Source organism: Gabonia massiliensis (genome assembly GCF_001403595.1).
In the GTDB taxonomy this organism is placed as follows: domain Bacteria; phylum Bacteroidota; class Bacteroidia; order Bacteroidales; family Coprobacteraceae; genus Coprobacter; species Coprobacter secundus.
In genome coordinates, this window is sequence record NZ_LN877940.1 from 89,966 (window position 1) to 113,689 (window position 23,724).

The following is a 23,724-nucleotide window of genomic DNA, read 5'->3' on the forward strand; positions in this document are numbered from 1 at the left end:
ATTTTGATCAAAAGGAAATCAAAATCGGATGTTTTGGCCCAACGACGGCCAAAGCTGTCCGTGACGCTGGATTAAGGCTCGACGTCGAAGCTCCACGTCCAGAAGCTCCATCTATGACAGCAGCCCTTGAACTTTATTTCAAAGAAATCAGCAAGGCCTCAAAAAATAAATAGGTTACACTAAAATAGGTTTCAAAAATACTATTGAAACTATAAATTTGTTCTTAAAGTTAATTCTCCCGAAAGCATTGCGACAGATATTTCGTATATTTGCACCAAAGCTTTCGGGAGAATTTCATTATATAAAAAATGGGGAATTTCAGTCTAAAAAAAAACGAACGATTACGTAGTAAAAACGATATTGACAAATTATTTACTTCCGGTGAATCTTTCGTCATATATCCATTCCGAATTGTTTATAAGTTTTCTGATTCGAACTTCAGTTCCAAAGCTTCTATCTTAATCAGCATTCCCAAAAAAAGATTCAAACGAGCTGTCAAGCGAAACTTGCTTCGCCGTCGAACACGAGAAGCCTATCGTCTCAACAAAAACTCTCTCTTACATAATCTACCCAATAATCGCACACTAAATATTGCTTTTCTATATATTAGTAATGAACTTAACGATTACTCTGTCATAGAAAAAAAAATGAAAGAATCGCTGGTTCGCCTCAATAAAGAAATCAATTTGACAGATACTGACACGAAAACGGATAAAGTTTAATGAAAAAGATCTTTTCTTGGATACTACTAATTCCTATTTATTTTTATCGGGCCTGTATATCTCCGTTAAAACCACCAACCTGTCGATTTGTTCCAACTTGTTCGGAATATGCCATACAAGCTATAAAAAAATATGGCCCACTTAAAGGCACTTGTTTAGCTATAAAACGTATATTACGCTGTCATCCTTGGGGAGGCAGCGGATATGATCCTGTACCTTAAAGGCAAAATGAGTTATGAAATATTATAATATACATACACATAAAGAAAGTAACGATCCTAAAGTACAAGAAATAGTAAACATCCTATTCAAAAAAGAATCTCAGGTTCCGGACATTAAAGAAAATAAATTCTATTCCTTAGGTGTACATCCATGGTATATTCCGGAAACTACAATCTGGCCGCAAATAATTAAAGAAATGGAAGGACTTCTAAACCGACCCGAAATTATCGCCATAGGAGAGTGTGGTATCGATACGTTAGCAACCACTTCAATAGAAAAGCAAATACAACTTTTCCGGCTACAAATAGGACTTTCCGAAACATTAAAGAAGCCTGTTATCATACATTGTGTAAAAGCTTGGAATGAAATCATCGACTTACATAATAAACTAAAACCCTCCCAACCTTGGATCATTCATGGATTCCGAGGGAAACCTCAATTGGCAGAATCTTTATTAAAACATGGATTGCATATATCCGTTAATATGCATTGTCCTCAAAAGCTACCGGAGGTCATGACTTCAAATCACATATTAGTAGAAACAGACGATTCAAAAGTCACGATTCAAGATGTCTATACTCAAATATCCAACATATGGAAAATTAAACCAGAAATATTAAAAGAACAAATCTGCAAAAACTTTCGGCAGATTTTTCAATGCAAATAAAGAAAAATCTTTGAAACAGATAAAATTTAAACAGGCTCTTAGTGTTTCTGTACAAAATTATTTACCTTTGTCCATCACAGAAGATAAGTAGAAATTATTATAAAAATATGAGAAGATGAATTTCGTAGAAGAGCTTAAATGGAGAGGCATGATCCATGATATAATGCCCGGTACTGAAGAACAATTGCAAAAAGAAATGACTACAGCCTATGTCGGTATCGATCCGACTGCCGACTCACTACATATCGGGCATCTTGTAAGCGTAATGATATTGAAACATTTTCAACGGGCAGGACATAAGCCCATAGCTCTCGTCGGAGGCGCAACCGGAATGATTGGAGACCCTTCGATGAAATCACAAGAACGGAATCTCCTCGATGAAAAAACTCTACGCCACAATCAGGAAGCAATCAAGAAACAACTATCCAAATTTTTGGATTTCGAATCTGATGCACCCAATGCTGCAGAATTGGTCAACAACTATGATTGGATGAAAAATTTTACATTTCTTGACTTTATCCGTGATGTTGGTAAATATATTACCGTCAATTATATGATGGCCAAAGATTCGGTAAAAAAACGTCTGAACGGAGAAAATAGTAACGGGTTATCTTTTACTGAATTCTCATACCAGCTTGTACAAGGATATGATTTCCTATACTTGAACAAAACCAAAAACTGCAAATTACAAATGGGAGGTTCCGACCAATGGGGAAACATAACAACGGGGACTGAACTTATACGCCGAACTACTGGAGGAGAAGCATTTGCCTTGACATGCCCATTAATAACAAAAGCTGATGGTGGAAAATTCGGAAAAACAGAGTCAGGCAATATATGGTTAGACCCTCGTTATACATCTCCCTATAAATTTTATCAATTCTGGGTCAATGTAAGTGACGCTGATGCCGAGCGCTATATCAAAATATTTACATCTCTCAGCCGAGAAGAGATAGAAGCTCTTGTTACGGAACAGAATGCTGCACCTCATTTACGTCCGCTCCAAAAACGGCTGGCTAAAGAAATAACAATAATGGTTCATTCCGAAGCCGATTATGAAGCTGCAGTAGAAGCTTCAAGCATATTATTTGGCAACTCCACATCAGAACAATTGAAAAAATTAGATGAAGACACTTTACTTGCAGTTTTTGAAGGTGTTCCTCAATTTGAAATCTCCAAGGAAGAATTAAAAAAAGGAATAAAAGCGGTTGAACTTTTTACCGAGAAAGCTGGAATATTCCCATCAAAAGGAGAAATGAAAAAAACTACACAAGGAGGAGGTGTTTCCATCAATAAAGAAAAACTCATCGAATTTGATAAAGAAATAGATGTCAGTTATTTATTAAATAGCAAATACCTTATTGTACAACGTGGCAAAAAAAATTATTTCCTATTGATTGCAAAATAACTGCTTAAAATTTGGCAGTAATTAAATATTCTGCTATATTTGCATCGATTTTGGGAACACCCCAAGCAACAAAGGATTGTCTCATGGTGTAATGGTAGCACTGCAGTTTTTGGTTCTGCCTGTCTAGGTTCGAATCCTGGTGAGACAACAAACAGAAAAAGCCTTTCAAAGTATTGAAAGGCTTTTTCTGTTTTTCAAATTTCTCACAAACACTATTATTTGACCACAAATACTTCACAACCATGTGGAGCAATATCTAAATCCAATATTTTTTGGGGGTTCAAATTCTTATGGCTCCATACATCACGCAATAACCCTCTTACCGGAATCCCCAGCATATCAAAATCCAATTTCATAGTAGACCGACTATCGGCTAAATTACACACTGCTATAGCTATACCTTCCGAAAGATTTTTCTTCCATATAACACATTGACTATCGCGGTGAATAATTCGTCCTTGTTCTCCCAATCTGTCCTGATTTATAGCTATAATCTCTGGATTTAACAAAATATCTTTTGTCTCCTGAGACATATTACGTATATCATTTCCACACAATAAAGGTGAAGCCATCATACACCAAAGACTCATATGTGTACGATACTCATCATTCGTACAACCATAACTCTCGGCTCCATAATTTATATTTTTACTCCGCCCCGATATCCCAACGACAAGCATATCCGGATCATTCCACCCTCCTGGCCCTGCATATTTTGCCAAACGTCCATTCAATGCCACAATATCTATAATGCCGTTAAATTCCGGCCGAGTCCAATTATCCATAATATCTCCTGTCGTTCGCCAATAGTGACCACCAACAGATTTAGCCCATAGCCAAGGTTCACGCCCTCCCCATTCACAAATCGAAAAAACCACAGAACGATTTGTCTTTTTCAAGGCCTTACTCATAGCTGTATATCTTTTTATCGCTGTTGCTCGGTCAGAAGGAGCTCCACAATAATCATATTTCAAAAGGTCTACTCCCCATGAAGCCATATCCTTTGCGTCTGATTCTTCATAACCATAACTGCCACACACACCTCCGCATGTTTTATCAGATGCATCCGAATAAACGCCCAAATGCAAGCCCCTCTCATGCAAGTAATCGGCTACATAACGGAGTCCATTAGGAAATTTCTCTTTATTTACTTTAATCCGACCGTCTTCCCCCCGTTTCTCTTCCTGCCAAAAATCATCAATACAAACATAATTATATCCTAAATCACGCATACCGGAAGAAACCATTGCATCTGCAACTTCCAGTATCAACTGCTCATTAATATTACGTCCAAATGTATTCCAACTGTTCCACCCCATCACCGGAGTCAATGCCAAATCATTACCTACTTTGATAGTCAAAGTGTTTGAATCTTTTCCTTTTAAGTTTTGTGCCGTAATATGGACAATATATTCTCCGCTTTCCATAACTTTCCCCCGAATTATCCCAACACTATCATTATAAGACAAACCTTCGGGCAATCCAGACACAGTCCACGTCATAGGGCGCTCTCCTGAAGTAGGAATAGCAAATACGAAATCGGTATTAGGATATATTGCCGTTACATAAGGCGGATTTATATATGGCTTCCCTTCAAATACGTTTTTTGCCGAAGCAAAATCTAACATTCCAATTGATATTATAAATAAAGTTATAATACATTTCAATTTTCGGATTTTCATAATTGTCTTTTTTACTTTATGGTTCAGAAATTTTTATATCGTCACAATATTCAATCTTATATAGAGAATCCCGTTGTCTGACCGAAGGATAATCATTGGTCATTACTCGTTTATTATTTTTCCATTCCATATTCTCCACACCATACGCATGCAACAAATATACATCATCAAATACTCGGAATGTATTATTATAAACTTTTATATTTTTATTATATCGACTGACATCTCTCTGCTCTTTTATTCCGGCTTGCACATCGATAATAGCCTCACCCCACACACCAAACAGACAGTTATCAAACACATTGTTCCGTATGGTACAGTCGTTGACACCACCTTGTTCAAACCAAAAGTTGGCATCTCCTTCAAACAAAATTGCAGCTCCTGGAGAGTGAAATATATTATTTTCAACAATTGTTTTACCCCTACAATTCAGCAACATACCCCGTGCTCTATTTTTCCCTATATAGTTATCATGTATATGTATTGCAGGAAACTTCCTTAATTCGCCAATAGCGTCCCCAACCTTAATACCCTCAGGTAATGGTTCTGACAACTTAACTCGTGTAAAATCTTTATTGATACGTTCTGCCTCCAGAACAACGGCATTTCCCTTTGTTATCAGACTCAAGCCTTGAACAAATTCTACAGGAACCCCTTTTTGAAGAAAGTCAAAGCCCAATTGTTGTGTATGTTTTAACTGTACAAGTACCTCATTGGGAGCTATCTGACGTGCAATTTGTACATATATTCCATGTATATTGGTCGCATCATCCATTTGATTTTCAAAAATACAATGACTTAATTCTATTTTCCCTGTACAATTCGAAAAATGTGTAGCATCAGCAGTACAACTAATCATACGACCGTTTGAAGGGGTCACTTTACACGATTCTACTGTTACATTATGAGTACGTTGCCCGACAATGCCCATACCACCTGAATGAAATATAGTTATATTTTCAAATCGTAAATTCTCACTATCAGAAACTGTAAATCCTGGATAATTTCTATTTGCAGAAGCAAAAACAAGTGTATTGCCTACTGTCCCTCTCAAATCTTTCAAAAATAACCGGACTTTTCTATTCCCTAAATCTTTTGCAACTAACGGAGTATTTCCCAAATAATAATCACGAGCCATAAATGCAGTTTCACGTTTATTGGTATCGAATTCCAATAAACTTCCATAAGGATATACAATCTCCCGGCTCACCGTTGTTTGTCGTTCTTCTTTACTCCTCCCATCTGTAAATACCAACGTTCCATTATTTATTTTATATGGAAAACTTTTTGGTATCATCACATCTATCCCATCGGGATTATTTTGTATTATAATAGCTTCACTATGAAAAGGACGAACATAATCAATTGAAAAATTTTTAAATGTAACATTTTTCGAATCATATATAACAAAAGGATTTGAGAAACCATGAAAAATAAAATTTGACCCTTGACCATCTATCGTCATATTTTGTACTTGTTCCAGTAAAAAAATAGTTCTTTTTAGACCTTCATCATTATTACTGACAAAACAGTACTTATCTTTTCCAAAATCTGGAAAAAAATGATATGTTCCCTTTTCGAACAGCATGGTAATATTTTTATCATCCTTACATTCCTGTAAACATTTTACTATAGCGGGAGTACAGTCTGGAGTCTGTGGCGTAACACCCAAATCAGCCATATTTATTTGACGCTTTCCCGCCATAGTACCCCAAGGAATCATCAAAATCAAAAACAAGGCAATAAACTTCATGTTCTTCATTTGCATTTAAATTTTAAAATAAAAAATCAGCTAGTCTAAACATTCCTAACGAACGAAAACTTCTGCTACAAAATTAAAAAAGTCATATCCCTTACTATAATCCAAATGTATCGGATAAAGACTCAATTATAACACCTCCTCTAAATATATGTTAAAACAATAATCCTGAAAAATCCATACTCAATATCACATTTTATATAATCTAAATATACAAATTATTATTCACAAATCATAACACCGTTATATTTGTATGCTTTTTGTTACATACTAAACGGTCACTGAAATAATACATCTTTACATTTGCATATATCGAAATCATAATCCCGACAAAAATCAAAATATGTAAATGAACAAATAAAACCGGTACAATTATGTCACCATGAAAAACAGTTCTTCTCAATGTTATAGAAGACATATTAAAAAACACAAAAATTCTTTTAGAATCTAATACACATTTAAATCTATTTTAATTATGCAAATTGATACAACTGTTCATTTGTCCCATGCAAGGAGTAAGCTCATGCATATTCTGTTGACAATGGTACTTGTGATGGCGCCATTTTTTACAGATATCGCCATTGCTGATGATTTTTCTGGAATACAGAATCAGTTATCAACTCAGGAAAACACACAATCTGGAAAAAAAATTAGCGGTGTAGTTTTAGACAAGTCTGGTATTCCTATCACCGGAGTATCAGTCGCCGTTAAAGGAACCAAAGTCGGTACAGTTACCGATATTGATGGAAAATTTACACTTACTGTTCCATCTAACGTTTCTAACCTTGTCTTTACATTTATCGGCATGAAACAGCAAACTGTACCTATCGCCAACAAAACCAATCTTACGGTGACAATGGAAGAAGAATCTGTAAATATTGACGAAGTTGTGGTAGTCGGTTATGGCAAACAGAAAAAAGCGACAGTTACTGGAGCTGTTTCAATGGTACAAACTAAGGAATTAGTACAATCTTCACAAGCCAATATCAGCAATGCTTTAGTAGGACGCATGCCCGGTTTATTGGCCGTACAAAAAAGTGGAGAACCTGGTAATGACCAATCCACCATCCGCATCAGAGGTATCGGCTCATTTGCCACTGATGATAATGTAGATTTGCAAGCACCCCTTGTAATGGTCGATGGTATTGAAACTCCCAATTACAATAATATAGATCCAAATGAAATAGAAAATGTATCCATATTGAAAGATGCTTCAGCAACAGCCGTATATGGAGTACGAGGAGCAAATGGAGTCATCCTCATAACGACAAAAAGAGGTCGAGTTGCCAAGCCTAAAGTAAGTTTTTCGACAAACTTTGCTCTTTCCTCTTTTGCTAATCTTCGCAAACAAATGAATGCATACGATTATGCACGCTCTTTCAATGAAGCTATTTCGTATGATGGTTATCTTACCGGTAACTATACTCCTAAATATTCAGAAGAAGATATACAATTATATAAAGACCATTCTGATCCGCTATTCCATTCCGATACAGATTGGATAGGCCTTATTTTCAGGAAACACAGTCTTCAAACTCAACACAATATCAATATCACCGGTGGTACTGAGAAAGTAAAATATTTTGCTTCAGTAGGAGCCTTTACTCAACAGGGGCTATACAATAATACCGACATGATAGACGGATTCAATACCCAAGTTCGATATAATAGGTATAATTTCCGCACTAATTTTGACTTTCAAGTAACCGACCGGTTCAGCGTAAATTTAAATATATCAGACCAATTAGAAGATAGAAAAGGTCCGAGTGATAGTACCCCTTATATATTGGCTAATGCCTTTGCACATCCACCTACATCTGGTCCTGGCGTAGTTGACGGAAAAATTATTGAAAATCTTGATGGAGAATACGGTTTTATAGAAAACCCACTCAAAGGGTTAGTAATCGGGCATGGCCATTTACACGAATATAGAAATCAATTAAATGGTTCTGTACGTTTCAACTACAAACTTGATTTCCTGACAAAAGGATTATCTACTCACGCAACGATTTCGTACCAAAATTACAATACTCACACGATAAGATATGTAAAAAATATGGTTACATATAAACTAATCGGAGACAAAAACAATCCGATCTTCATCCCTCAAGGGCAAGACGGCAATTTTGAAACCAATGAGATATTTGGGAAAAATCGTAAAGTATATATCGAAGCCGGATTTGATTATGCCAGAACATTTGGCAAACATTCTGTAGGCGGACTTATCTTATATAATCAAAGTAAATATTATGACCCAGGACTTGCCTACCTCATTCCTAATGCTTACCAAGGTATCGTCGGACGTATCACTTATGATTATGCCAGCCGATACTTAGCAGAATTCAATATGGGCTATAATGGTACCGAAAACTTTCGGGCAGGCAAACGCTTCGGATTCTTCCCAGCATTCTCTTTAGGATGGGTATTGTCTGAAGAAAATTTCTTTCCTAAAAACAATGCAGTATCATTTATTAAAATCAGAGGGTCATATGGTGAAGTTGGAAATGATAAAATCGGTGGAGAACGTTTTCTTTATCGTCCAACTGCTTATGTCTTCAATTCGGCAAGTGGTAACAACAACGACAATTGTGCATATTGGTTCGGTACCGTCGGGCAAAACTATACTTTATACACCACTTCTTCAGAAGGAAAAATCGGGAATCCTGATTTGACATGGGAAAGGGCTAAAAAAATGAACATAGGAATCGACCTCAGTCTTTGGAATGACCGGATAAAATTAACAGCGGACTACTTCCAAGAAAAACGGGATGACATCTTAGCCAATCGGGGTACTATACCCGACATTGTAGGAGCAAACCTTCCAGCTTATAATATGGGAAAAATGGAAAATAAGGGTTTTGATGGAGAGATTACATTCCGAGACCATATAGGACCTTTCAACTATTGGTTAAGAGGGATATTTACTTTTGCTCGAAACGAAATTATATTTATGGATGAATCCAATAAACTATATGCTTATCAAAAAAGAACAGGCCATCGTTTAAATCAATACTTCGGTTACATTGCTGAGGGATTTTACAATACTTGGGAAGAAGTCAATGATATAAACCGTCCGGAATCAATGTACAACAACAATAAAATACAACCCGGAGATGTCAAATATAAAGATGTAAACGGTGACGGTATCATCAATACATACGACCAAGTACCTATCGGATATTCCGATTTCCCGGAAATATCATACGGTATCTCATTAGGTGGAGATATCAAAGGCTTTGATTTCTCAATATTATTCCAAGGCTCATCGCACGTATCATTCCGTGCTTCCAAAAAAAGCAATCGCGGATTCCAAGAAGACGGTTCTGCAGTCGACTATCTGAAAGACTATAGTTGGACTCCTGAACGCTATGCAAACGGAGATGAAATCAAATTTCCTCATTTATCAGCAAATGCCTCACAGGAACATAATTATCAAGCTTCTTCACTTTGGATACGCGACGCCAGTTATCTCCGACTTAAAAATGTAGAAATAGGATATACTTTTTCAGGGAAAATATTAAAAAAGATTGGTCTCGACTCTGCTCGTATCTATGTCAATGGAACCAATTTAGTAACCTGGTGTGACCTATTCCCTGGCGAAGACCCTGAAATACCTACTTACAATGATGGTAATTACGAACCTTATCCTATTGTCAAAACTGTAAATATGGGCCTGAATGTCAACTTCTAAAAAACAGAAAAAAATGAAAAGACTAAGATATATACCATTATACATCATTCTACTTGTATCGTTCTCATCTTGTAGTGATTATTTGGAAAAAGCCCCGGGTGTAGATGTTACAGAAGATACTATTTTCTCCTCAAAACTTCAACTCGAGACTTTCGTGGCAGGAACCTATTATTGGGGACTACTCAGCGACTTGCCGATGTGGGATGCACGAGATAAACGTGACTGTTTTTCGGGTGCAGCGACAGACGAATGTGAAGCAGCCAATACCTGGTATTGGGCACAAGGCTGGAACACCGCTTCATTGACTGCCTCCGACAACAGAGACTCTCGTTGGACAACACATTGGAAAGCAATACGCAGAACAAATACAATTATCGACCTTATAGATAATGCACCTTTTGATGATCCCAATTATAAGAAACAGGTACGAGGCGAAGCTAAATTTCTTCGAGCCTATAATTATTGGCAATTATTTATCAAATACGGAGGAGTTCCTATATTGCGGCACAGATTTGATTTAGACGATAATTTCTACGTACCCAGAGGGACAATCGATGATGTTGTAAAATTTATGGTTCAAGACTGTGATGATGCTTATACAGATTTGCCTTCCGCATCGGAATACCCCTCAAATTTACGAGGAAGAGCATCAAAAGCAGCTGCTTTAGCACTGAAATCCAGAATCTTATTATATGCAGCCAGCCCGACATTTAATACAGCTACTCCATATATGGATTTTGGAGGAAATAACGCACTAATCTGCTATGGGAATAAAGATGATAAACGCTGGGAAGCTGCAGCAGAAGCCAGTCGATTGGCTATACAAGAGGCTATTAACAGTGGCTTCTCCCTAATCAAAGATAAAGGGGTAGACAAAAATTATCAATATGTATGGGAAACTCCTGATAATAGTGAAATCATACTGGCAGAAAAATCAAAAGAAGCTATGGGCCCATGGCATTTCCCTTGGGGACCACGTATACCTAACACCGGAGCCTCAGGCTTTGGGCCAGGAAGTTCTCTAACCTACAATTTTCTTAAAAAATATGAGACAAAAAATGGAACGCAGCAAACATGGGACGATAATGGAGGAAATGATTTAATGGCAAAATTGAAAGAACTCGATCCTCGTTTTGCTCAGTCTGTAGCTTACCAAGGACAAAAATGGGACAACAACGACTTACTAGTTTTAGATTTTACATCCAAAGACCCCAACGACCCTAACGACAAAGATGGAAGAAATAACTGTATTGGTGGAGCTTTGGTACATAAGCCGGTACCTTACAGTGTATCCTCAAAACAATCTGTTGTACCCAACGGAATCATATTACGATTAGGAGAACTTTATTTAAACTATGCGGAAGCATTAAATGAATGTCATAGTACTCCTCCGACAGAAGCCTATGACGCTGTCGACGAAATCAGAGCTCGTTCTGGAATGCCTCCTTTCCCCCGAAACTTAAGTCAAGCAGAATTTCGGGAACGTATTCGCAACGAACGTAGTATAGAGCTGGCATTTGAAGGTCACAGACTATGGGATATCCGTCGTTGGGAAATTGCAGAACAAGAAGGTGTAATGCAGGGAAATATGTATGGAATAAAAATATACAAAATTGCAGGTGTATCGGACGAATATACATATAAACCTTATGTTTTTGAAGTTCGGTCTTTTAAAACCCGCATGTATAGACATCCATTCCCTCAAAGCGAAATGGATAAATTATATCTGATTCAAAACCCTGGGTATGAATAATTTTCATTTATATAATTTTAACCATAAACAACAAACACCATGACATATATATATAGAAATATGATATTAACGGCCTGTATTTTGGGTAGTTCTCTCTATCTCTCAGGCCAAACATCAGGAGATAGTATCAAAACTAAATACCTACAAAACAGAGCAATAGCCTTTGCTTCACAACCCGACTATCAGGTATCAAGTGCAATCTCAACTGTTTCAGGAGCAGAATTAGAAAAAACATTCACTCCTAATATATGGAATACTCTTATCGGTCGTTTGCCCGGATTTACAGTAATGCAAGGGTCTGAAGAACCCGGCTCTTTCGGCACAAGTTATGCCGGTCGGGGGATAGCCACTTTTACCGGAAACAATGCACCATTAATTTTAATTGATGGATATCAAAGTACTATTAACCATTTAGTACCAGAGGAAATCGAGACTGTAACATTTTTAAAAGATGCCTCTGCAACAGCAATCTATGGCTTAAGAGGAGCCAATGGGGTGTTATTAGTCACAACAAAAAGAGGCATAGAATCTCCTCTTAAAATAAGTTTTAGTACTCAAGTGGGATTTCAACAAGCAACCCGCCTTCCTGAATATCTAAGAGCTTATGATTTTGCACGTCTTTATAATGAAGCAGAAGCAAATAACGGAGTAAAAACACCGACTTATAAGGAAGAAGACCTTCAAGCCTATCTTACCGGAAGCGATCCCTTGTATCATCCGGATATTGACTGGTACGATCAAGTTTTACGAAAAGCAGCTCCGTTGTACAATTTTGACTTAAACTTCAGAGGTGGTAATAAAATTGTAAAATACTATGTTATGTTGAATATGTTGGGTAACAACGGACTTTTGAAAAGAACAACAGACTTGTCGGAAGACACTAAAAATGAAACTTACCAAAAATACAATGTCCGGACCAACATGGATATCAATGTAACAAAAAACTTCTCCGCACATGTCACATTAGGGTTATCTGTTGAAGATAATGTGAACCCAGGAGGACAAAATACAAGCTCTTTATTCAACACACTCGATTATATCAACCCGAATTCTTTCCCAGTAAAGAATCCGAATGGCACCTATGGCGGAAATACTAAGTTCAATAACCCGTTGGGAATGATTGCTGAAACCGGATATTGGTCATACAATGCACGGAACCTAAATTCAGCTCTCCGACTAACCGAGAAATTAGATATGATAACACCAGGATTGAGTGCATCGGCAGCCATCGCATTTAACAGTTACTATATAGGATATTCAAATAAAACGAAAGACTTTGAAAGATTTTCCATAACCAAAGGTGCCGACGAAGAACCCATATATGAATTGGCAGGAGGACAGGACGAAACATTAACCGGTGACGAAAGTCAATCAGACCAATGGAGAAATACAACTTTACAAGCTTTCTTAAACTATGATAGAACTTTCGGGAAACACCAACTCAATGCCATGGCTATGTACGAATATGAAGAACGATATGTAGGAGCTGTGCAGCCTTATAGACATATCGGATTTGGCGGACGTTTTACCTATACCAACAACAATCGTTATATCGCTGAGTTTTCCTTTGGAACTCAAGCTTCTGAAAACTTTTTAAAACATAATAGTTTCTTCCCTGCAGGTTCTTTAGGCTGGATTGTTTCCCAAGAAGATTTTTTAAAAAATAACAATATCATCAAATATCTGAAATTAAGAACATCTTATGGGCTTACCGGCAATGATGAAATCGGCGGCGACCGCTTCATGTACGATCAAGAATACATCTATACATCAGATTATTTTTTAGGTACGACAAGCAAAAATCACACAATACGAGGTTTGATGCAAGGTCGCCTGGCTAATCCTGATATCAGTTGGGAAAAAGAAAGAAAATTTAATATCGGATTCGAGACCAATCTTTTAGGAAAACTAGATATATCTTTCGACTATTTTTATAATCGACGTTTTGACATATTATGTATTCCCAGCCGAAACATCCCATCTTATATAGGAGCCGATATGCCATATATGAACTTAGGAAAAACTAAAAATCAAGGTTTTGAAGCCTCTATCCGATGGTCTGATAATATTGGCAAAAAAATACAATATTTTGCCCAATTAGATGGATGGATGGCCAAAAATAAAATATTATATAACTCAGAATCAATACAGACAGAAGATTATTTCTATCGCACAGGTCGGCAAATTAATCAACCCTATTATCTGGAAGCCTTAGGTTTTTATACCAAAGAAGATATTCAAAACCCGGATGTAGCAAAACCTACATGGCAAAATGTACAAGCAGGAGACATTAAATATAAAGACCAAAATGGTGATAATATTATAGATAGTAACGACTGGTATCCTATCGGTAAAACATCAATACCAGAAATAACGTTAGGTCTTAATTTAGGCTGTACATTCTATGGATTTGACTTTACAGCATTTTTTCAAAGTGCGTTGAATAGGGATGTATATTTAGATGCGCCTTATTACAGAGCATTCCAAGGACGGGGAAATGTCTCTAAAGTAGCCTTGAACCGATGGACTCCAGAAACTGCAGCTACAGCAACTTATCCTCGGTTATCAGCATCCGACGACCAAAATAACTACCAAGGGTCAACATTTTGGCTGAAAAATGGAAATTTCTTAAAACTTCGGAATATCGAATTAGGCTATACCTTTAAAAATCTTATTTCAACTGCCAAGACAACTGCTGATTTAAGAATTTTCGTCAACGGTACTAATCTTTTCTCTATCGATCATATAAAAGATCTTGACCCGGAAATTATGTCTGGATATCCGGCCTTAAGAACAATCAGTTTTGGAGCAAAAGTTCAATTTTAACCTTTAAAGAACGGAAAGATGAAAAACAAGTTATATAACATCGTAATTTCAAGTCTGGCAGCATTCCTTTTGTGTAGCTGTTATGACAGCTTGGACAGAGAGTTACGCACAACTTTGACAAAAGAACAGGTCGAAAAAGAATATGAATATACGCGATACCAAGCAATATCATTATATACTGATCTCGAAGAAGGATTCTTTGCATTGGGAAACGCAATGCGAGCATCAGCATGCGACGAGGCAGAATATACATATAAAGGAGGTGCCGAAACATTCAATTCGGGTTCGTGGAATGCATTCAATAATCCAGATGACGTGTGGACCCAATATTTCAAAGCAATACGTAAAGTAAATGTATACCTGGATCCGAATAAAAAACCTGTCAATCTGGACGCATATAAAAATGACCCAAGTGAAAACTCTCAGGCCATTTACAAAACCCGTACAGCAGAAATAGCAAACTGGTCCCGTGAAGCCAGGTTCTTACGGGCTTTTTATTACTTTGAACTTATAAAACGCTATGGAGGTGTCCCTATCTTCACAGAAGCGCTCAATCTGGATACAGATTTTGGTACCATTCAACGAAATTCATTAGAAGATTGTATCAAATTTATTGTTGACGAATGTGATGACCTATCGGATGACGAAAACGGACTCCCCGTAACATACGATGAAGATAATTTGGGTCGTGTAACAAAAGGAGCTGCATTAGCCTTAAAAAGTCGAGTATTATTATATGCTGCAAGTGATTTATGGAATAACCAAGTGTGGACGGGAGGTTATGCTCATCCGGAATTAATTTCTTTACCTAACGGAGACAACCCGGAAGTTCGCAAAGAAAGATGGAAGGCTGCAGCTGACGCAGCAAAAGCCGTAATAGATTTGTCTGGTGAAGCCGGTTATAATTTAGGGTCAAATTACGCATCATTAGGAAAAACATTCGAAGACCCAGAATTGATTATGGTACGAAGAAGTTGGGCAAAGAATGATTTTGAAAGACTAAATTTTCCCATTGGCTATCCTAATGGAGAAGGAGGCATTACACCTTCCCAAAATCTTGTAGATGCTTATGAGATGACAGACGGGTCCACATTTGACTGGAATAACAACAGGCATAAATCAGAACCGTATTTTAACCGAGACCCTCGATTGGCAATGACAATATACACTAATGAAGCCGCATTCAAAGACACACACCTCGAATGCTGGGCCGGAGGGAAAAACGGAAAAGGCGTAGCGAATGCCACAACAACAGGTTACTATTTACACAAATTCATTGATGAAGACTTAGACTTGGCCCAAGGCCGAACAAGCATTCATACTTGGATATTTTTCCGTATTTCAGAAATGTATCTAAACTATGCAGAAGCACTAAATGAGTATGACCCGGGAAATGCAGATATTGCTATTTATGCCAGTAAGACAAGAGGGCGAAATGGCGTAAATATGCCACCTTTCCCTTCAACTTTAAGCCAAACTGAAATGAGAGAAAAAATACGAAATGAAAGAAGAGTTGAATTGGCCTTTGAAGATCATCGCATGTGGGATGTACGACGTTGGATGACAGCTGAAAGAGACTTGAACGAACCTCTATACGGAGTAGAAATAACACCGGGGTTAATCAGTATGAAATACGAAAAAATCGAAGTAGAAAAAAGAGTTTTCGAAAAGAAAATGTATTTTTATCCTATCCCCCAAACTATGTTATCTACCGAAGGTGTAGACTGGCAACAAAACCCTCTTTGGTAAAAACATCTATTAATAATAAAATACACGATTATGAAAAACAATATAAAAAACGGCATAAAGATACTCCTTATATCATGTATTGCGTCATTAGTAACTACATCTTGTGAATATAAGGAAATTGCCGACGCAGAATATTCTGATCAGATACTATATATGCCCGGAGCTAAATCGGGTATATATAGAGTAAATGAAATTTCACAAAACAACGCACCATATCGTTATCGACTGGATATGGAAAACAAAAAAGTTATTGTCCCCCTGGGTATCTACCGTGCCGGTGTAAATAATAAAGGAAATGTAAATGTCGATATAATTATAGAAAACCAAATCGTTCAAGAACTTATAGCAGGAGGAGAATTAACAGATGAAGAAAGTGGCCTAACTTCAGAAATCTTACCGCAGGATAAATTTTCGGTTCCATCCTCTGTACAAATAAAAAGCGGAGAAGAAAAAGCAACTTTCGATTTGGCTATAGATTTGCAGTTCTTATTGGATAACCTACACAAACGATATGCCACAGCTGTAAAAATTATTAACTCTAATATTAAAATCAACGAGGCATTAAGTTATCTGGTCATTGATTTCGATACCGATTTTCTGATTGCTCGGCCCGGATTTACATACTCTTCCGAAAAGAACGGTACAATAGTTACATTTACCAATACAACAGCATTTGGCGTTAATTATAAATGGGACTTTGGGGACGGGACAACCTCTGACGAAGAAAATCCCAAGCCCCATACATATCCTTCTTTAGGAGCTTATAATGTAAAATTATCAGCCACAAGCGTTACAGGAGAAGTTATCGAATACTCCAGTGTAGTACATCTATGGGAAGACATTACAGAAACCTATATCCTAAATCCGGGACCATTTAAACGTAGTGACAGGCCTACAGGTAAAGTAGGTATTCTTCAGGATTGGAGTTATACTCCTAACGTATTAGCTTCAAATGGAAAAGGTGGATATTATCTCGAAAACGGAGGTGTCATGGACTTCTACTCATCTTCTGCCGACTTAACCAATGCTAAAATCTATCAATCATTACAACTACCTCAAGGTGCGTACAAAATAGCCTTTACTCCATACAAATTTACTGGAACAAATACTTGTTATCTGGTAGTATATAAAGGTTCCGAATTACCGGACATAAACAACATAGAAAATAATCCGGACGTATTGGGAAGTTATCTCTGGAATGAAGATGTTGGAGAAATAGAGCAAGGCGTAGAATTCAGCCTCGACTCGAACCAAAATGTTACCATCGGTTTCATTGTATCGAATCAGGCCAAATCTCGTCTTCAAATAAGCTCTGTCAACTTATACCGATAAGATATTCCGGTAATAGTTGATCCCGAAATAGCGAATTACCTCCATGAAATATAGCATTTTACTCCCTTATATATTCATGGAGGCTATTTCCCAAAAAACAAAATAAGTTTCTTATCTTACAAACAAAAAATAATATAATATGGGCACCACATATCGTCACAACAGTGTAAGTATAATACTCAAAAATATTCTTATCATAAGCACTCTTATACTATTTATCCAATGCCAGTTTCATGGAGAAAAAAACAGAGGCAAAGATTTTGATTTACAAGGATTTATCAATAAAGAAATTGCTAAAGGCAATAAAACAATAACTATTCCTCCCGGAATATATCGTATAACACCCCAAAACCAACAACACTTATATTTAAAAGATTTATCTGACATTTCTATTATAGCGGATGACGTAGAAATGATTTGTACAGAGACTACTCGCGCAATCACATTCGAAAACTGTAAAAATATATCCTTAAAAGGTATGACCATTGACTATGACCCCTTATGTTTCACACAAGGAGTCATTACTAAACTCGCACCGGATAAATCTTATATCGAATTTAAATTAGATGATAACTATCCTGATAATCTTGTTGAACGAATTGAGATATTTGATGCGCACACTCATAACCTCAAACGGGAAACTTACTACGGATGGACGCCTTTTGAAAAAATTGGAGACCGTACTTATCGTGTCAGTAAAGGAAAAAACTATAAATACAACCCGAACATCGACAAAGAGGAAATAGGAGACATTCTGGTAACAAATAATGACTATACACCCAACGGAAATATGCCTCATGCAATTTATAGTGATGAATGCACGAACTTATGCCTTGAAGATATTACTTTATACTCAGGTAATTGTTTTGGTTTTTTTGAAACAAACGGAACAAAGAATAATTACATTAGGTGTAAAATAGACCGGAGACCTCCCGAAACAGACTTGTATAAACGCCCCCAAAGAATACGCTCAAACGATGCCGACGCTTTCCATAGCAAATTTGCATATGTAGGTCCTCAACTTACAGAGTGTTTTGCCCGATACCAAGGAGACGACGGTATCAACATATGTGGCAAATATTATATGACAGCCGGTGGGAAAAACAAGACCATCCGTGTTATTGTACCTCACTCGTTCGACCTCGAAGTAGGAAATGAACTCGAAATTATGACCATTGACGGTAATCGATTACCTAATGTAAAAATAGTAAAAATTGAAGATGGTGGAACAATATCCCCAAAAGAAATAGACGGTATCAAGCGACTAAATCAGAACGAGGGAAATAAAAAGAACTTGACACAACCAAACAATAAAATCATAAACTTAACTGTCGATAAAGACGTTAATTTCCCTTTAGGAAGTATCATTGGTGACAGAAACCGTGTCGGAAGCGGCTTTTCCGTAAAGAATTGTTATTTTGGCTATAACCGCTCACGAGGTATTTTGATAAAAGCCAGTGATGGAGAAGTTTCCGGAAACACATTAGAATGCAACAACATGCATGCTGTTCTTATCACTCCAGAAGCATGGTGGCTCGAATCCGGATGTTCAGACAATGTCGTAGTCAAGGACAATACTATTATCGGAAACGGACATCCGGAAGCTATATGTGTTACCGGATTCGGATTTACCGGAAATACACCACCGGCAGGGCTGCACAAAAACATTACAATAGAAAATAATAATATATCTGACTGCTACATTCCTTGCATCTATGTAGGCTCAACATTAGGAGGAACAATTAAAAATAACCAGATTACCAATCCTAAAAAGACTGGAGAAAAAAGTAGTCTAATCGAGACTAAGAATTGCGATATGTTAGAAACCGACTTATAAAAATTGGACATGAATAGACATATTATTATATATATACTGACTTGTGGATGCCTATTTCTATATTTGCCCGATGTCTTTCCCAACAAAGAAATTTCAATAACTCATTTCGGCATCGAACCAAATAATGGAAAGGACGCAACCCTCGCTGTAAGAAATGCAATAAACTATTGTTCAGAAAAAAAAATAAACAAATTGATTTTTCCGAAAGGAAAATATGATTTCTATCCAAAACTCGCGACAGAAAAGACTGTTTATATCAGTAACAATACCGATGGAGAAAAAAGAATTACATTTTCCATTGACAACATGAAAAATTTCGAAATCGACGGGGGTGGAGCGACATTTATTTTCCATGGTTACATCTGTCCTTTTGTAATAAAAAATTGTAAAAATATTATTTTAAACAATTTTTCAATAGATTTCTCCCGGACATTCCACAGTGAAGGCATCATCAAAGCTGTTCACAAAGATGAAATTGAGGTTTATTTTCCAGAAAAATATCCTTTTAAAATAGAAAATGAACGACTTATTTTCACAGATGGCAAAAAGATTGAATATCCCTATGGAAGCCTGTTAGAATATAATACCCTCAAAAAAGAGACAGCTTACCAAGTGCACGATTACTATACCGGACCAGTACTAAAAGCCGAAAATATTGGTCAGAGACAAGTACGTATTCACCTAAAAGATGTCAAAGGAACACCTGGAAATACCATGGTATTTGCACCTAACCACAGATTATGTCCAGCTATAACTATAGATAATACCCAAGATATCAATATTGCAAATATTACTTTATATCATTGTGGAGGGATGGGAGTCATAGCACAAAGAAGCAAGAATATTACAGTAAACAAAATGAAAGTTTCCGCAGCACAAGACAGAACAGTAAGTTGTACTGCCGATGCCACACATTTTGCGAACTGTGAAGGAAAAATTATTCTTACCGACTGTCTATTCGAAAATCAGATGGATGACGCTACAAATATTCATGGGATTTACATGAGAATAGAAAAAATACTTTCATCCACATCTTTACTTCTCCGATTAGTCCATTATGAACAATACGGAATGGACATATTCAAAAAAGGGCAAAAGGTAGAACTGGTCAATGCGCAGACAGTAGAAACATACTCCATAAACAATGTCGAATCTGTAAAACGCTATAATAAAGAGTTTTATCAAGTTGAATTTAAAGAAAATCTACCCTCTGCACTTAAAGAAAAAGATGTTGTAGGCTCTGCTATATATCCGGAAGTTATATTAAAAAATTGTATCTGTCAAAACAATAGGGCCCGAGGGGTTTTATTAGGCTCAAGAACAAAAATTATCGTAGAAGGGAACAAGTTTCACACTCCGGGAGCCGCAATCATGACCGGGGGAGATACTGAATACTGGTTCGAGCAAGGTGGAGTAAGTAATCTTGAAATCAAAAATAACATTTTCGATAATTGCAATTACGGAGTATGGGGCGATGCTGCAATACAAATAGCTGCAGGTTCCAAAGACAAAAGAAACTCTCCACGTTTCAACCACAACATAATCATTGAGAATAATACATTTAACGTATTCGACCCAAGAATACTAAAAGTTTCATCTGTGGACGGATTAATATTCCGCCACAATAAAATAAATCATTCCACGGCATATCCAGCCATACATACAACTGCCGAACCCTTCAATATAGAAAATTCCACTAATATCAATATTCAAAAATAAACACAAATATTATGAAAACTTTCCATTCATATTTTTGGTTATTCTTTGCAGAGACAATCATTCTCAGTACATTTTTTTCCTGCAAACCCAAAGTATCAACAAAGACAATAGAAAAAACTTTCTCATACGAAAACCCTTCTACATTCTCATACATATATGATAACGGGAAAACTACCGATACGATAACCGAGTTGCGTGACCCCTGCATAATCAGAGAAGGTGATACATATTATCTGGTATTTACACATTTCCCTTTCACTCATCACACCAGTAAAGATGAGAGTAAACCAGATATGAATTCTTCTCCGGGGATACGATTATATTCTTCTAAAGACCTTAAAAACTGGACATTTGAAAAATGGCTGGTAAAATCCAGCGAATTACCGGAAGATTGTCCATATAAACATCGTTTTTGGGCTCCCGAAATACACAAAATAAAAAACAAGTTTTATCTCATTTTTTATGCTGATAATTGGATAGAAGACAAATACAACGCTGCTGGAGAAAAAGGATACGTGGCTTTTGTCGGTGTATCAGATAAAGTAGACGGACCCTATGAACATATCTCTTGGTTAAAAGGAGCCGGATGCGATACCAATCTCTTTGGAGACGACGATGGCAAAATATATGCAATCATGCCATTTGGAAACGAATATATACAAGAAGTAGACCTAAGTGGTATAGAACAAGGAGATATAAAACTTATCGGTGAACGAAAAATGATTGTTGCTCAAGATAATAGTGATGTTGACAAAACGTTTAATCCTGATTATATGGAAGCTCCCTGGATGATAAAACGTAATGGAAAATACATACTTTTTACCGGTTCACCTTATCGTAAACCTAAAAACAATAAAAATTTTACACCTGATTTAGAATATGGATATTGGGTAGGTGTAGCTATCGCTGACAGCATTTGGGGACCTTATAAAAAAGAACCTCAAATATTCTTAGGAGGGCATATCGCTGTATTTAAAGGCCCTGACGGGAAAGAGTGGTTTTCTTATAGAGGCGAAGCTGGAGGAAAATCCCAAGGACTTTTATGCATAGACCCGATACCTTTTAATGAAGACGGGACCATCTCCCGATTTGAACCGACAACCGGTCCGAAAACAATTCAATATACAGAAACAAAAGAAACTCTTATAAAATAAAAAGATATGAGAATAATATTAACAGATAAAATAATTTGTACCCTGACCATTCTTATAATTATAGGATTCTCTGTCTGCTCATGTAAATCTGACCCTGATATTACTGACCCTAATACCAATAATGGGCAGGACAATAACGACCCTGAACCACCTGAGTTGATAGAGAAAGCATTTACATTTAACAATCCTTCAACTTTCTCTTACCCTTATTTCGACGGGAGTACAGAAAGAATGATAACCGAATTACGTGACCCTTGCATAATCAGAGAAGGCGATACATATTATCTGGTCTATACTCATTATCCATTTACACACCATACCAGTAAAGATGAGAGCAAACCCGATATGAACTCCTCCCCAGGGATACGACTATATTCTTCTAAAGACCTCAAAAACTGGATATTTGAAAAATGGCTGGTAAAATCCAGCGAATTAGTAGTAAATTGCCCATATAAACACCGTTTCTGGGCACCCGAAATACATAAAATCAAAAATAAATTTTACCTTATTTTCTACGCCGATAACTGGATTAAAGAAGCTTATAACCCGGACGGTCAGATGGGCACTAAAGCTTTTGTTGGTGTATCGAATAATATCACAGGTCCTTATGAACATATTACTTACCTTGAAGGCGCTGGTTGTGATACAAATCTATTTGAAGATGAAAATGGAAAAACATATGCAATCATGCCTTTCGGAGAAATGTATATACAAGAAGTTGACCTTACTGGTATAGAAGATAATAACATACGACTTATCGGTGAACGGAAAATGATTGTATCAGCCGATAACAGTGATGTTGGCAAAAATTTTGACCCGGACTATATGGAGGGTCCCTGGATGACGAAAAAAGACGGCAAATATATTCTCTACACCGGCTCTCCTTATCGAAAAAAAACAGATCCGGAATTCGTTCATGATTTGGAAGAAGGTTACTGGGTAGGAACAGCAACAGCCGATAACATTTGGGGACCTTATAAAAAAGAACCTCAAGTTTTCTTAGGAGGACATATCGCCATATTCGAAGGTCCGGATGGGAAAGAGTGGTTCTCATATAGAGGTGAGGCCGGTGGTATTTGCCAGGGATTACTGAACATCGACCCGGTTACTTTCAATGAAGAAGGTGCAGTCATAAAATCCACCCCCACAGTAGGCAGTAAAACGATCACCTATATGGGGCCTAAAGATAAATAATAAAACATC

At 36.9% G+C, this 23,724-nt stretch carries 16 protein-coding genes; 14 read left to right on the forward strand and 2 right to left on the reverse strand.

Annotation, left to right across the window (positions count from 1 at the left end; genetic code table 11):
- The 5 genes from BN2628_RS10545 to tyrS form a co-directional block, all read left to right on the forward strand.
- The coding region (locus tag BN2628_RS10545) for a uroporphyrinogen-III synthase (RefSeq protein WP_257606533.1) at nucleotides 1-173 on the forward strand (173 nt) is incomplete at its 5' end.
- A 135-nt stretch (nucleotides 174-308) separates the two neighbouring features.
- The gene (gene rnpA, locus BN2628_RS10550) at nucleotides 309-722 is read left to right on the forward strand and encodes a ribonuclease P protein component (protein WP_044230336.1); all 414 of its coding nucleotides are present in this window, start codon (nucleotides 309-311) and stop codon (nucleotides 720-722) included.
- On the forward strand, nucleotides 722-943 hold the full coding sequence (gene yidD / locus BN2628_RS10555) for a membrane protein insertion efficiency factor YidD (protein WP_044230334.1): 222 nt from the start codon (nucleotides 722-724) through the stop codon (nucleotides 941-943). Before rnpA ends, yidD begins: the two co-directional genes overlap by 1 nt.
- A 14-nt stretch (nucleotides 944-957) precedes the next feature.
- Nucleotides 958-1,611 carry a TatD family hydrolase gene (locus BN2628_RS10560; RefSeq protein ID WP_044230332.1) on the forward strand — a complete coding sequence of 218 codons (654 nt, stop codon included), beginning with the start codon at nucleotides 958-960 and terminating at the stop codon, nucleotides 1,609-1,611.
- Nucleotides 1,612-1,726: 115 nt separating this feature from the next.
- Nucleotides 1,727-3,019 carry a tyrosine--tRNA ligase gene (gene tyrS / locus BN2628_RS10565; protein WP_044230331.1) on the forward strand — a complete coding sequence of 431 codons (1,293 nt, stop codon included), beginning with the start codon at nucleotides 1,727-1,729 and terminating at the stop codon, nucleotides 3,017-3,019.
- A 215-nt stretch (nucleotides 3,020-3,234) separates the two neighbouring features.
- Here the strand turns inward: tyrS and BN2628_RS10575 are convergent, their stop codons facing one another.
- Nucleotides 3,235-4,647, reverse strand: coding sequence for a putative Ig domain-containing protein (locus tag BN2628_RS10575; RefSeq protein WP_411267751.1), 1,413 nt, complete (start codon nucleotides 4,645-4,647; stop codon nucleotides 3,235-3,237).
- A 70-nt stretch (nucleotides 4,648-4,717) separates the two neighbouring features.
- The gene (locus BN2628_RS10580) at nucleotides 4,718-6,463 is read right to left on the reverse strand and encodes a right-handed parallel beta-helix repeat-containing protein (RefSeq protein ID WP_021931651.1); all 1,746 of its coding nucleotides are present in this window, start codon (nucleotides 6,461-6,463) and stop codon (nucleotides 4,718-4,720) included.
- Nucleotides 6,464-6,935: 472 nt separating this feature from the next.
- Here BN2628_RS10580 and BN2628_RS10590 point away from each other — a divergent pair, with 472 nt between their 5' ends.
- From BN2628_RS10590 to BN2628_RS10635, 9 genes are all read left to right on the forward strand, one after another.
- Entirely contained in the window at nucleotides 6,936-10,151 is a 3,216-nt protein-coding gene (locus BN2628_RS10590) for a SusC/RagA family TonB-linked outer membrane protein (protein ID WP_257606467.1), read from the forward strand.
- A gap of 13 nt (nucleotides 10,152-10,164) precedes the next feature.
- On the forward strand, nucleotides 10,165-11,904 hold the full coding sequence (locus BN2628_RS10595) for a RagB/SusD family nutrient uptake outer membrane protein (RefSeq protein WP_055100245.1): 1,740 nt from the start codon (nucleotides 10,165-10,167) through the stop codon (nucleotides 11,902-11,904).
- 60 nt (nucleotides 11,905-11,964) lie between these two features.
- Nucleotides 11,965-14,730, forward strand: coding sequence for a SusC/RagA family TonB-linked outer membrane protein (locus tag BN2628_RS10600; RefSeq protein ID WP_257606468.1), 2,766 nt, complete (start codon nucleotides 11,965-11,967; stop codon nucleotides 14,728-14,730).
- A gap of 18 nt (nucleotides 14,731-14,748) precedes the next feature.
- Nucleotides 14,749-16,479, forward strand: a complete 1,731-nt coding sequence (locus tag BN2628_RS10605; RefSeq protein WP_055097202.1) for a RagB/SusD family nutrient uptake outer membrane protein — start codon at nucleotides 14,749-14,751, stop codon at nucleotides 16,477-16,479.
- 30 nt (nucleotides 16,480-16,509) lie between these two features.
- A complete protein-coding gene (locus BN2628_RS10610; protein WP_055097204.1) occupies nucleotides 16,510-17,811 on the forward strand; it encodes a DUF5013 domain-containing protein in 1,302 nt (433 codons plus the stop codon).
- A gap of 139 nt (nucleotides 17,812-17,950) precedes the next feature.
- Nucleotides 17,951-19,648 carry a right-handed parallel beta-helix repeat-containing protein gene (locus BN2628_RS10615; protein ID WP_055097206.1) on the forward strand — a complete coding sequence of 566 codons (1,698 nt, stop codon included), beginning with the start codon at nucleotides 17,951-17,953 and terminating at the stop codon, nucleotides 19,646-19,648.
- Nucleotides 19,649-19,657: 9 nt separating this feature from the next.
- Nucleotides 19,658-21,367, forward strand: coding sequence for an alpha-1,3-galactosidase-related protein (locus tag BN2628_RS10620; protein ID WP_082430168.1), 1,710 nt, complete (start codon nucleotides 19,658-19,660; stop codon nucleotides 21,365-21,367).
- Nucleotides 21,368-21,378: 11 nt separating this feature from the next.
- A complete protein-coding gene (locus tag BN2628_RS10630) occupies nucleotides 21,379-22,521 on the forward strand; it encodes a glycoside hydrolase family 43 protein (RefSeq protein WP_074024138.1) in 1,143 nt (380 codons plus the stop codon).
- Between the two features lie 6 nt (nucleotides 22,522-22,527).
- Nucleotides 22,528-23,715, forward strand: coding sequence for a glycoside hydrolase family 43 protein (locus BN2628_RS10635; RefSeq protein ID WP_055097212.1), 1,188 nt, complete (start codon nucleotides 22,528-22,530; stop codon nucleotides 23,713-23,715).
- The last annotated feature ends 9 nt before the right edge of the window (nucleotides 23,716-23,724 follow it).

What these genes read in the sequence shown, in the direction of transcription:
- rnpA (WP_044230336.1), top strand. Translation starts at nt 309, where the DNA reads ATGGGGAATTTCAGTCTAAAAAAAAACGAACGATTACGTAGTAAAAAC.
- yidD (WP_044230334.1), top strand. Translation starts at nt 722, where the DNA reads ATGAAAAAGATCTTTTCTTGGATACTACTAATTCCTATTTATTTTTAT.
- BN2628_RS10560 (WP_044230332.1), top strand. Translation starts at nt 958, where the DNA reads ATGAAATATTATAATATACATACACATAAAGAAAGTAACGATCCTAAA.
- tyrS (WP_044230331.1), top strand. Translation starts at nt 1,727, where the DNA reads ATGAATTTCGTAGAAGAGCTTAAATGGAGAGGCATGATCCATGATATA.
- BN2628_RS10575 (WP_411267751.1), bottom strand. Translation starts at nt 4,647, where the DNA reads ATGTTAGATTTTGCTTCGGCAAAAAACGTATTTGAAGGGAAGCCATAT.
- BN2628_RS10580 (WP_021931651.1), bottom strand. Translation starts at nt 6,463, where the DNA reads ATGAAGAACATGAAGTTTATTGCCTTGTTTTTGATTTTGATGATTCCT.
- BN2628_RS10590 (WP_257606467.1), top strand. Translation starts at nt 6,936, where the DNA reads ATGCAAATTGATACAACTGTTCATTTGTCCCATGCAAGGAGTAAGCTC.
- BN2628_RS10595 (WP_055100245.1), top strand. Translation starts at nt 10,165, where the DNA reads ATGAAAAGACTAAGATATATACCATTATACATCATTCTACTTGTATCG.
- BN2628_RS10600 (WP_257606468.1), top strand. Translation starts at nt 11,965, where the DNA reads ATGATATTAACGGCCTGTATTTTGGGTAGTTCTCTCTATCTCTCAGGC.
- BN2628_RS10605 (WP_055097202.1), top strand. Translation starts at nt 14,749, where the DNA reads ATGAAAAACAAGTTATATAACATCGTAATTTCAAGTCTGGCAGCATTC.
- BN2628_RS10610 (WP_055097204.1), top strand. Translation starts at nt 16,510, where the DNA reads ATGAAAAACAATATAAAAAACGGCATAAAGATACTCCTTATATCATGT.
- BN2628_RS10615 (WP_055097206.1), top strand. Translation starts at nt 17,951, where the DNA reads ATGGGCACCACATATCGTCACAACAGTGTAAGTATAATACTCAAAAAT.
- BN2628_RS10620 (WP_082430168.1), top strand. Translation starts at nt 19,658, where the DNA reads ATGAATAGACATATTATTATATATATACTGACTTGTGGATGCCTATTT.
- BN2628_RS10630 (WP_074024138.1), top strand. Translation starts at nt 21,379, where the DNA reads ATGAAAACTTTCCATTCATATTTTTGGTTATTCTTTGCAGAGACAATC.
- BN2628_RS10635 (WP_055097212.1), top strand. Translation starts at nt 22,528, where the DNA reads ATGAGAATAATATTAACAGATAAAATAATTTGTACCCTGACCATTCTT.